Here is an 11,368-nt window from a genome sequence, read left to right on the forward strand (position 1 = left end):
AACGCGATGTCACCGCGCCCGTCGTCGACGCCGAACAGGAACCGCCCTGGCAGGTCCGCCAGGCCCGGTCGCGCGCACAGCTCGGTATCCAGCTCGGCGACCACCGCGGCGAGATCAGTCGGGCTGTCCAGCCCCGCCAGCGGACTGGCCATGATGTTACGCACCCGTTCGTGCGTCACGGACGGGAGCAGCCCGGCATCGGCGAGCCGGGCCGCCGACAGCGCCACCTCGTGTTCGGCCAGGGCACGTACCTGCACATTGGCCCGGGTGGTGAGTTCCAGCCGGGGGTCGCCACCGGCGGCGGCCACGGCCACGAGGGTGAGCAGCTGCTCCGCCGACAGGAAGCCGCCCGGCAGCCGGACCCGGGCGAGCAAGCCATCGGCGGCCTGATGCGCGCGCAGGGCACCGGGGCACCGGTCGGGCAGCACCCGCGCGGGGGTCGGGTCGCCGGTCACAGCCGCGAGTGTACGGAGCGGACCCTCGCCGAGGCGTCCGATATGGCAGCCTTACCAGTGCCGATCGCGACGCCGGGTTTCAGGAAGCTGGTGCGAGTCCAGCGCGGTCCCGCCACTGTCGCCGCCGCCCGCCTGCCGGGTGGTGGGAGCCAGGAACTGTCCGGCGTCGCGGCACCCGCCGAACCGGAGCGCGGACTCCGGGCGAGGAGTCGTCGTGATCCTGCTGCTGTCCACGTCTGACACAGATCTGCTCTCCGCCAGGGCCAGTGGTGCCGACTACCGGCTGGCCAACCCCGCCCGCGTCGAGGTCGCCGCCCTGCCCGCCCTGCTCACCGGCGTCTCGATCGTCGTGGTGCGGATCCTCGGTGGCCGGCGGGCCTGGGCGGACGGGCTGAACGCGGTGCTGGCCACCGGCCTGCCAGTCCTCGTCCTCGGTGGTGAGCAGGCACCGGACGCGGAGCTGATGGAGTCCTCGACCGTGCCGGGCGGCATCGTGGCGGAGGCGCATGCCTACCTCGCCCACGGGGGCCCGGCGAACCTGCGCAACCTGTACGCGTTCCTGTCGGACGCGATCCTGCTCACCGGTCTCGGCTTCGCGCCACCGGCGGCGACTCCGCTGTGGGGCCGGCCGCAGCTCCTGGAGGAGCCAGCGCGACGGACGCAGCGACCGCGGGCCGACGACGGCCCCCCGCGGATCGCGGTGCTGTACTACCGGGCCCACGAGGTCGCCGGGAACACCGGGTTCGTCCGCGTCCTGTGCGACGAGATCGAACGTGCGGGCGGCCTGCCGGTACCGGTCTTCTGCTCGTCGTTGCGCGGGGCGCCGCCCGAGCTGCTGGTCACGCTGCGCCAGGCCGACGCGCTCGTCGTCACGGTGCTGGCCGCGGGCGGCTCGACCCCCGCGGCGGCCAGTGCCGGCGGCGACGACGAGCAGTGGGATGTCGGCGCGCTCGCCGCACTCGATGTGCCCATCCTGCAGGCCCTGTGCCTGACCGGTTCCCGGGATCAGTGGCAGGCGGGCAGCGACGGCGCGAGCCCGCTGGACACCGCGACCCAGATCGCGATCCCGGAGTTCGACGGCCGGATCATCACCGTGCCGTTCTCGTTCAAGGAGGTCGACACCGACGGCCTGACCAGCTACGTCGCCGATCCGGAACGGGCCGCGCGGGTCGCGGGTATCGCGGTGCGCCACGCCCGGCTGCGGCGGATCCCGCCCGCGCGGCGCCGCGTCGTGCTGATGCTGTCGGCGTATCCGACCAAGCACTCCCGCATCGGCAACGCGGTCGGCCTGGACACCCCGGCCTCGATGGTGCGGCTGCTCGCCGCGCTGCGCGACGCCGGCTACGACATCGGCCCGGCCGACGGCCCGGACGCCCTGCCAGGGGTGGCCGCGGCCGACGGCGACGCGCTGATCCACGCGCTGATCGCCGCGGGAGGGCAGGACCAGGCCTGGCTGACCGAGGAACAGCTGGCCCGCAACCCGATCCGGATCAGCACGGCCCGCTACCGGCGGCATTTCGACGCGCTGCCCGCCGACCTGCGGGAGGCGATGACTCGGCACTGGGGGCCGCCACCGGGTGAGCTGTTCGTCGACCGCTCCCGCGACCCGGACGGCGAGATCGTCCTCGCCGCGCTGCGGGCCGGCAACGTCGTGGTCATGGTGCAGCCGCCCCGCGGCTTCGGCGAGAACCCGATCGCGATCTTCCACGACCCCAGCCTGCCGCCCAGCCACCACTACCTGGCCGCCTACCGCTGGCTGGCCGACGAGTTCGGCGCCCATGCCATCGTCCAGGTCGGCAAGCACGGCAACCTGGAGTGGCTGCCCGGCAAGAACGCGGCGCTGTCCGCCTCCTGCGGGCCGGACGCCGCACTCGGCGACCTGCCCCTGATCTACCCGTTTCTGATCAACGACCCGGGTGAGGGCACCCAGGCCAAGCGGCGCGCCCACGCCACCCTCGTCGGGCATCTCGTGCCGCCGATGGCCCGCGCCGACAGCTACGGCGACATCGCCCGCCTGGAGCAGCTGCTCGACGAGCACAGCCAGATCGCCGCGATGGACCCGGCGAAGCTGCCCGCGATCCGCGCCCAGATCTGGACCCTGTTGCAGGCCGCCAAGCTCGACCACGACCTCGGCCTGGCCGACCGTCCGCACGACAGCGAGTTCGACGAGCTGCTCCTGCACGTCGACGGCTGGCTGTGCGAGATCAAGGATGCCCAGATCCGCGACGGCCTGCACGTCCTCGGCGTCACGCCGACCGGGCCGGCCCGGATCAACCTGGTGGTGGCGATGCTGCGGGCCCGCCAGATGTGGGCCGGCGACGCCCGTGCCCTGCCCGGCCTGCGCGAGGCGCTCGGCCTGCCCGACCACGCCGCCGGGGAGCGGGCCGGCCGGGTCGAGACCGACGCGGTCGAGGAGATCGCGCGGGCCCTGGTCACCGCGATGGAGCATCGGGGCTGGGATCCGGCCGAGGTCCCGGCGGCCGTCGCCGCGGTCGCGGCGGCCGGGAGCAGCGCGGCCGGGTCGGCGGGCGCCGAGGACCCGACGGCCCCGGTGCCCGAAGCCGCGGCCACGCTGCTGGCCGACCCGGCCGCGGTCACAGCCGTGCTGCGCTTCGCCGCCACCGAGATCGTGCCGCGCCTCGCCGGCACCGGCACCGAGATCGACGCCGTGCTGCACGCGCTGGACGGGGGCTACGTCCCCGCCGGCCCCAGTGGATCACCGCTGCGCGGGCTGGTGAACGTGCTGCCCACCGGTCGCAACTTCTACTCGGTGGACCCCCGGGCGATCCCGAGCCGGCTGGCCTGGGAGACCGGCCAGGCCATGGCCGACTCGCTGCTGGAGCGCTACCGTGCCGACACCGGGACCCTGCCGCGTTCGGTGGGTCTGTCGATCTGGGGGACGTCCGCGATGCGCACGGCCGGCGACGACATCGCCGAGTGCCTCGCCCTGCTCGGGGTGCGGCCGGTGTGGGACGAGGCGTCCCGGCGGGTCAGCGGCGTCGAGCCGATCGGACTGGCGGAGCTGGGCCGGCCCCGCATCGACGTGACCATCCGCATCAGCGGTTTCTTCCGCGACGCGTTCCCGCACGTCGTGACCATGCTCGACGACGCGGTCGCGCTCGCGGCCGGCCTGGACGAGCCGGCCGCGGACAACCACGTCCGCGCGCACGCGCTCGCCGACCTGGCCGAGCACGACGACTGGCGGCGGGCGACCACCCGCGTGTTCGGTTCCGCGCCCGGCACCTACGGCGCGGGCCTGCTGCAGCTGATCGACTCCCGGGACTGGCGCACCGACGCCGACCTCGCCGAGGTGTACGCCACCTGGGGCGGCTACGCCTACGGCCGGGGGCTGGACGGCCGCCAGGCCCGCCCGGACATGGAGGCGGCCTACCGGCGCATCGCGGTGGCGGCCAAGAACACCGACACCCTCGAACACGACATCATCGACTCGGACGACTACTTCCAGTACCACGGCGGGATGATCGCCACCGTCCGCGCGCTGACCGGGAGCGCGCCGAAGGCCTACATCGGCGACTCCACCCGCCCCGACGCCACCCGCACCCGGTCACTGAGCGAGGAGACCGCCCGTATCGTCCGCGCACGGGTGGTCAACCCCCGCTGGATCGCGGCGATGCGCCGGCACGGCTACAAGGGTGGCTTCGAGCTCGCCGCGACCGTCGACTACCTCTTCGGTTATGACGCCACCGCGGGCGTCGTCGAGGACTGGATGTACGAGAAGGTCACCGAGTCCTATGTCCTCGACCCCGACACCCGCAAGTTCCTACAGCAGTCCAACCCGTGGGCGCTGCACGGCATCACCGAGCGGCTCCTCGAAGCCGTCGACCGGCAGCTGTGGCAGGCACCGCGTCCCGAGACCCTCGACGCGCTGCGCACCGCCTACCTGGAAACCGAAGGAAACCTCGAAGACGACAGCTGACCGGCGGGTGCGTGACCGGCGCGCGGCCAGGTGCGACAGAACCGCATCTGTGACGACCATGGCATCTGTGACGACCATGGAGGAGGTACCCCTTCTGATCCGCTGGGACGCGGCGGCGGGCGCCGCCGACGACCTGGCTCTCGGCGCGCTCCTCGACGCCGGGGCGCCTCCCCTATTGCCGGTCGCTCCTAGTGGTCGGGCCGGGGGCATGGCCGTGGCGGCGATTCGTTCTCCGACGGACGTCTCGGCGGCGGTCCGGCTCATCGGACGGCCGCGGTCTCCGCTGATGCCTGGCGTGACCTTCGTCAGGGGCGGCGGCCCAGCACCACGTACTCGCGGACGCCCGCGTTCCCCACGCCGCCGGTGAACCGGCCCGTGCGGGGATTGCGGCCCGCGGGCAGGATGCGCCGTCCCTCCTGGACGCGGGTGGCCGCGTGGACGTCCGTGAAGCCGGCCTCGGTGAGCAGCTCTCGGAATCCGCCGGCCAGGTCGAAGACACGGCCGGCGCGGACGGTGTTGGCGACGGAGTAGACGACGACACCGCCTGGTGCCACCACCCGGAAAGCCTCGGAGAGGTGACGCCGCAGACCGTCGACATAGGCCCGCAGAGCACGTCCGAGAACTGTGCGCTCGGAGCGGAAATCCTGCTCGTACCAGGAGCGGAAGGCGGGCGGTAGGCAGATGTGCCCGGTCACCGGAGGTTGCCGGTACTTCGCGCCAATCTGCAGGTCACGTCGCATCGGCCAGTCGAAGGCGAGGTACGACAAGCGTTGGACGTCGAAGTAGTCGTAGGTGACGAAGTAGGGCGGTGAGGTCACGATCGCGTCGACGCTGGCATCAGGCAGGGCCAGGTGGCGGGCGTCGGCATGAAGGACTACCGCGGGCGGACGGGTGCCGGCCGCGGGGGGACGGCGGGCCGCCTCGAACGCGACCAGTTCGGCCTCGCAGTCGCGGGCGATCTGGCGGGCCCATCGACGCAGGCTGTGCTCCAGCGGGATGGGCACCCGATGCGGGTCCGCGGTGACCTTCACTGAGTCGGCCAGCCAGCGGGACGACGGCCGCAGCGACTGGGAGAGCGCGACGAGGGCGAAGCGGCGCAGGCGTTCGTCCTCGATGGCCAACACGGCCGGCTTCCAGGCGGTGAGGAGGCGTGCGTTGTCCTCGCCGAGCCATCCGGTCAGTTCGTCGCCAACGGCGGAGACCGCCGCCGGCGGTAGACGGATGAGCTGCTCGCAGTGCGCCGCCGCAGTCTGGAGGTCCGGCGGTGGGTCAAGGCCGCCGCTGCATTCGGGGACCTTCCCGGTGGCGAGTCGAGAACCCCCAGACGGGATCGGCGTGGCGCCGTCTCGGCGAGCCTTTTCGCCTGGCTTGTCACCGCACCCCACATACGGACCTGGGCTTCACTGAACTCCATGATGTCGGCGATGATCTCGTCGGGGACATCCGCGATCGGAACCTTGAAGGTCATCGCGTCCGACGCCTCGGTCTCCCCCGCGTTCGGCACATACACTCGAAGATCGGGTATTCCGCGCGGCAGGCGGTCGGGGAACTGCTCGCACAGCAGGGCGGTGAGCGCATCGTCGTCGTTTCCCTGGTCCATGCGGACGTACTCGCCCTCGACATCGATGACGACGACCGCCCATTCCGCCCGCAGCGCCTCCTCCATCAACACCTGGGTCGTGTTCGACTTGCCCGACCCGACAGTGCCGAAAATGCCGACGTTGCGCGGGAGGAATGCTTTCTTCTGCGAGTCCGCCTCGACGTGGACGCCCTCGTAGCCCAGCAGCGAGCCGAGCTGCATGTCGCCTTCGAGACCGAGCATGCGGCGCAGCCGGTCCGCGGGGTAGATGAACGTCCGGGAATAAGGCCGTGGTCTCGTGGACGTCGGGCGTACTGACTCGTCCGGGCCGACCTCACCGAGGATCTCGATCGTGCCCGAGGCGTAGTAGGTGGGGCGAAACATCGTCCGGTCCGGGTGCAGCAGCGTGGTCCGGCTGATAGCCGAGTCGCTGCCGATCTCGTGCGGGCTGTGGAACGGCCCTTCTACAACCCTGCCGAGGAAAATGATGCCCTGCTCTGCATCGTCGACGCCGACGTAGGAATCGCGCCGGAAATGGCGGCGCAGCTGTTCGGAGACCAGCACGCCACTGCTGGTGTTGTCGGTGCCCTGGCCGTCGAAGGCGACGAAGCCGAGCGTTATCAGCGAGGCGGCCAGATCCTCCCGGGCTGCGTCGGTGGCAGCTTCTCTCGGGCCGTTCTCGCCGTTGTCGGTCTTCTCGCCCGCCGGGTCCGCGTTCTCGGGTTCCTCCATCAGTTCCGGCTCGTCTTCCTGTTCGCCGTTGCGCTCGTCGGCCGGTTCCGTCCCCAGCCCGTCGCCTGGCTCCGTCCCGCGCTCTTCTGCCTGCTCCGTTCCGTCGGCGGGCTCCACGCCGCGTTCGTCGCCGTCAGGACGCCGCGTGGCGTCGGCGCCGGCGTCGGCATCGGCATCGCGCGGGCTCATCCGCGGGTCCGCCGTGGATCGAGATCGACCAGGCCTTTCTCCACCCCCAGCTCCATCAGCCGGGCCTCGACGAAGTCGCGGAACTCCCCAGCACGGAACATGGTGCGGGCGACGGCGTCGGCAAGATCGAGATGGAACGGAAACCCGCGGGCCGTCGCCGTCGCGGCGGCGTCCGGGAGGCCCCTGGTCCACAGCGCGTCAGCGAGGAACAGCGCGGCGGCCTGCTCGACCCGCTCACGGTGGCACTCCAGGAGAAATGGCCGGTGCCCGGCCTTCAGCAAGACGATGGTCACCTCCGGACCGACCTCCCCGATGAAACTGCGGAAGTTGCCGCGGTCGACGGTATTGAATCCCGCCTTCGTGACCCCGGAGTCGGAATCCCCGTCAAGAAAGGTCGTCAGGTCATCCGAGAGTGTGCGCAGCTCGATGTACTCGCCCGGTTCCAGGATGGCCCCGGCGTTGAGGACGTCGAGGTCCTCCGGGCTCTCGCTGACGGCGATGAACCGCTGGTCGGCCACGTAGCGCCGGGTGAGCTCGAAGACCGGCGGCAGGTTCTCCCGCGGCAGGCCGACACCGGTGCGCAGTTCGTAGGGAATCAGCTCGCCGTGGATCAGCCGCCAGTCGGCATCCTGGGAGAGCAGGATCTGACGTTCGCCGAACAGCATCAGCGCCCGGCTGGCCAGGTTGGAACCGCCATGCACCTTGCGCAGGTTGTCGAAGAACTCCCGGGCAGTGTCGCCCTGGGCGGTGAGTTCATGCTCGAAGACGCGGGTGACCAGCCGAACGGACTCACCGGTGTTCGTCACGACGACAACACCAATCTGGATCTTCGTCCCACTCAGCAGCGGTACCGCAGCCAGGGTGCCGTCGGCGGCAGCGACGACACCGGACCGCAGCAGGTCCCTCGCCCAGGCCGATGCCTCGTGTGAGGGGCGTCGAATGAGGCTCCGCAGGCCGGGATTCTCAGCAAGGATCTCGGCGCGCAACTGTTCCCGCCGCGCATGCGACGCGAGCACCGCGCGGTCGACCCGCTCACGGAGCTGATCGATGTGCTGTTCCAGATCCGTCCACGGAGCGACGGCCAGGATGTCGGCGAGGCTACGTACGTCCGCCTGACCTGGCGTCTTGGCCTGTTCCTGCGCCTCGGCCTGTTCCTGCGCCTCGGCCTGACCTGGCACGCCAGTCTGTCGAGCCGTCGGATGGTGGGCGTGCGGTCGCTCTGGCGGAGACATGACCAACGACCTCCCCCGCGAGCCGCACATACGTCACCACCCGGCCACCAGATCGTTGCACCAGGTGGGCCGATGCGGTGGGGAAAACGGCAAACTCCGGTCGCATCGCCACCGTGCGTTGTGACCACGGTGTCAGCGCACGCCAGGCCCCGAACGACGGCCGGAGGCGAGTATCGGAGCGAGTCAGGCCGGAGCGGAGTCAGGAGCCAGCGGTGGCGGAAACCCCCTGCCGAACCACGGGCTGCCGACATCCCGACCCCACAATGGTCAAGCGTCGACCGTCGGCGGCCCCGCCCGTCGAAGTCGGCACCGGCACCGGCACCGGCACCACGTCCGGCTTGGTCACCCAGCTGCGCGCCGACACCCACACCGCGCTCAACGGGCAGGCCAACCCAGCCTCGTGGGCCTGAGAAATAACGGCTCTGCCGCAGATCCGGCGATGACTGAAAGTAGGCATTTGTCGTGACCTGCCCGACGAGACAAGCAGCCTGCAATCGCGATATTCCGGGCGGCGCCGGCAGCGTCGGCCGGTGGATCCAATAGGTGTCCCAAACGCGGGAGCCCGGAAGGCCGCCGCAGACTGCGGCGGTTTCACCCGCTTCTTCGCAGGATCTCGCGTCGGCTATATACCGTCACCACCGGATCTGCGACGGAGCCGTTAATTTGGCAGACCCCCTTGTAGCACAGTCGCGGCTTTCCGGTCTATGGACACGTTCGGAAGTAGGCATTCAGGAGCTATCCGAAAGTGCGACAAAGCGAGCCCCCCTGCTCGGCGGAGCAGAGACTGTGACGTCCCGGGGTTCGGGCCCGCACCCCACCAGGAAAGAGCGGTGAGCGGGTCGGGGGCGGGTGTGAACACGTTAACAGAGGTCACGAGCGAGGTCCGTTAGCGCGCGATAGATCACCGCCACGCGCACAGGAGGAGATCGTGGCCGTATACGCGCCGCTCTACACCGGAGGATCACCCCACAGGCGTGGGAGGGACAAGCGCATTTTCGGCGACGCGGCTATCCGTCGATCTCCAGGCCTGGAATGGTCTCCTCGGAGGGCGGCCAACCTGGGACCGGGAGGCGCCGTGCAGTTGCCGCGATCAGCCAGTCATCCCCGTCAAGGTGCGTCACGAAGGAGTGCCCCGGGATCTTGCGGCTGCCCTGCGCCCCGATGTACTTCGAGGAAGTCAGGACGACGAGCTCCATATTCGCGCCGACGAGCATAGTCCACCGAAGCAGGCCGACGCCCTTCCGTAGCCCGCGGTAGACGTGCCGCCAGTGATCTACGAAGGCGGCGAGCATCTCGTCAAACTGCTTGTTGTCCGAGTCGTAGGCGGCTAGATCCTCGGCGAGGTCGTCGTCGGCCTGGCGACCATTGACGCCCCAGACCCAGCCTTGGGCCAGCGCCAAGCGCAACGGATCGTCAAGCACCGTCCACAGGCTACGACCAGGCTCGTCGTTGTAGAGCTCGTTGATCCAGCCAGCGACAGTCGCATATCCGCCAGGGAAGTCTGGTTCGGTACCAATCATGCGTCGACGAGTTCGACAGTGCCGTCCGCCACCTCAAAATGGAATGTAAGGCCCGTCGCCCGGCTCAACTTCGCAAGTGTCTCGAACGAAGGCTGGTGCTCGGCTTGCTCCAAGCGCGAGATCGCAGGCTGGGCAATGCCGACCAGCGCCGCCAACTCGCGCTGGGATAGGCCCTTACGGGTGCGGAAGTTGACGACTCGGTTGGCGACCTGTCTTGCGAACGCCGCGCCGTCCCACACCCGGCGAAACTCCTCGTCGCCGCGCTGCTCGTCGATGACCTGGTCAAGTGGCTTGAGGTCTGAAAGCTTCATCTGTCGTCCTCCAGATCGTCAAGGCGTCGCATGGCGGTAGCGACGGCCCGCCGGAAGCCAGCTGGGTCGACTTCGGCCTCCGGTCCAACCGCACCGATGACAAGGATCTGCCCGATCTGTCGGTAGAACGCCCGCCAAGGGCTGCGGCCCTGCCGCGGTCGAAGCTCTCGGAGGTGCTGTGCGGCCCTGATGTCGCTGGTATGCGGGTAGCCCAACGTCGGGCCGATGGCTCGTAGCTTGTCGAAAGCTGTGACGATCGCTGCCCGCTCCTTCGCGGGGATCTTGCTCAGCTCGGCATCTGCGGCGGGATGGATCAAGACCTGCCAGACCACCGTCCCACGATAACATGCATGTTATCGATTCACACCTTCCCAGCTCTGGAAAGGTGCCCGGGCACGCCGCAGGCCTCAGCCTGGCGCGTAGTTATCGATGCCTCGCCGGCCCGTCCTGGTGCGTGCTGCACCACAGGCAGATCACGGTCAGCACGGACGCGAGAACCTCAGATCGCGCACCACACGGCCGCGCCGGGACCTACCCGAGCGCCAGCGGCGCCGTCGCTGGCCGATGCGCACCATGGCCGTGTCGCCGGGGCGGTTCGTCGCCGAGCGTGCGCGGATGCGCGTTGCGGCACACCGCACAGACCGGCTCCGGGGGCATGGCAACGAGCGTGGGGTTCGCCTTGGTTGCTGAGATGATCTGCCGTTAAGTTAATGTAATCCGATCCTCACTACGCTTCGCAGTCAAGATCTACCGATGCGCTTGAGGGTCGAACCAATTGATCAGCACCCCGACCTGGACATCTTCCGCTTGATCAAGTATCGGAAGTTATAGATCTTACCTATTTACCCAGGCCAGAGCATTATTACTGTCCGTGGTGGAGGTGGCGGGAATCGAACCCGCGTCCTCCGGCACCGCAACAGGACTTCTCCGGGCGCAGCCTGCTACTTGTTTCTCAGCCCCACCAATCACACAGGCATGCCAGTGTGGGCTCAGTCACTGTGAGATGTCCCATCCGACCCCGTGACCGGGTCAGACGGTGATCCTCCTAGCGACGCCAGGCCCTGAGCCGGAGGAGCTCCCAGGCTGACGGCTCCTTATATTCCCCTAGGCAGCGAGGCTGTAAGGGGATGGAGCAGACTGCGACTTGTTGGCAGTTATTTCTTTGAGCGGATCGTTAACGAGATAACCGCTCATCCTCGGCCCGCTTCCCCTGCCTCGACGTCCGGAGTCGAAGCCGGTCACCCCCGCGTTCTGTCGGTGTTGATGTTCTGTCGGTGTTGACTGTGGCTCATTTCCAGCGCTTGCCGATCGTACGTGAGGAGTGCCCGAACGACCGCCCACGCAGCCCAACACCGGCTGCGCGCCCTATCTTCCCATGGAGTCCCGGTCGTCCGCCACCCGGGTCTGACCCGG

The 11,368-nt window shown here is 69.4% G+C and carries 8 protein-coding genes, 1 other RNA gene, 1 pseudogene and 1 riboswitch; of the genes and pseudogenes, 2 read left to right on the top strand and 8 right to left on the bottom strand.

Annotated features, from left to right (window positions below):
• A pseudogene (locus MJ783_RS15390) lies at positions 1 to 455 on the bottom strand (precorrin-3B synthase); the annotation flags it as partial.
• A gap of 38 nt (positions 456 to 493) precedes the next feature.
• Positions 494 to 635, top strand: a riboswitch (cobalamin riboswitch).
• Between the two features lie 34 nt (positions 636 to 669).
• Here MJ783_RS15390 and cobN point away from each other — a divergent pair.
• Positions 670 to 4,392, top strand: coding sequence for a cobaltochelatase subunit CobN (gene cobN / locus MJ783_RS15395; RefSeq protein ID WP_239311131.1), 3,723 nt, complete (start codon positions 670 to 672; stop codon positions 4,390 to 4,392).
• 305 nt (positions 4,393 to 4,697) lie between these two features.
• Here the strand turns inward: cobN and MJ783_RS15400 are convergent, their stop codons facing one another.
• The 3 genes from MJ783_RS15400 to MJ783_RS15410 are packed head-to-tail and all read right to left on the bottom strand — an operon-like array spanning position 4,698 to position 8,124.
• Entirely contained in the window at positions 4,698 to 5,516 is an 819-nt protein-coding gene (locus MJ783_RS15400; RefSeq protein WP_239311132.1) for a hypothetical protein, read from the bottom strand.
• Positions 5,517 to 5,569: 53 nt separating this feature from the next.
• A complete protein-coding gene (locus MJ783_RS15405) occupies positions 5,570 to 6,892 on the bottom strand; it encodes a helicase HerA domain-containing protein (protein ID WP_239311133.1) in 1,323 nt (440 codons plus the stop codon).
• The gene (locus MJ783_RS15410; RefSeq protein ID WP_239311134.1) at positions 6,889 to 8,124 is read right to left on the bottom strand and encodes a hypothetical protein; all 1,236 of its coding nucleotides are present in this window, start codon (positions 8,122 to 8,124) and stop codon (positions 6,889 to 6,891) included. The genes MJ783_RS15405 and MJ783_RS15410 overlap by 4 nt, the downstream gene beginning before the upstream one ends.
• Positions 8,125 to 8,336: 212 nt before the next feature.
• Between MJ783_RS15410 and MJ783_RS15415 the strand changes: the two genes are divergently transcribed.
• Positions 8,337 to 8,534, top strand: coding sequence for a hypothetical protein (locus MJ783_RS15415; protein ID WP_239311135.1), 198 nt, complete (start codon positions 8,337 to 8,339; stop codon positions 8,532 to 8,534).
• A gap of 597 nt (positions 8,535 to 9,131) precedes the next feature.
• Here MJ783_RS15415 and MJ783_RS15420 read toward each other — a convergent pair.
• The 4 genes from MJ783_RS15420 to ssrA all read right to left on the bottom strand — a co-directional run bounded on the left by MJ783_RS15420 (position 9,132) and on the right by ssrA (position 11,201).
• Entirely contained in the window at positions 9,132 to 9,644 is a 513-nt protein-coding gene (locus MJ783_RS15420; protein WP_239311136.1) for a hypothetical protein, read from the bottom strand.
• Positions 9,641 to 9,955 (bottom strand): helix-turn-helix domain-containing protein, encoded by a 315-nt coding sequence (locus MJ783_RS15425; protein ID WP_239311137.1) that lies wholly within the window; start codon positions 9,953 to 9,955, stop codon positions 9,641 to 9,643. The genes MJ783_RS15420 and MJ783_RS15425 overlap by 4 nt, the downstream gene beginning before the upstream one ends.
• Entirely contained in the window at positions 9,952 to 10,287 is a 336-nt protein-coding gene (locus MJ783_RS15430; protein WP_239311138.1) for a type II toxin-antitoxin system RelE/ParE family toxin, read from the bottom strand. Before MJ783_RS15430 ends, MJ783_RS15425 begins: the two co-directional genes overlap by 4 nt.
• 540 nt (positions 10,288 to 10,827) lie before the next feature.
• Positions 10,828 to 11,201: a transfer-messenger RNA gene (gene ssrA, locus MJ783_RS15435) on the bottom strand.
• Positions 11,202 to 11,368 lie beyond the last annotated feature (167 nt).

Origin of the sequence: Protofrankia sp. Cj3 (assembly GCF_917627355.1) — a bacterium.
In the GTDB taxonomy this organism is placed as follows: domain Bacteria; phylum Actinomycetota; class Actinomycetes; order Frankiales; family Frankiaceae; genus Protofrankia.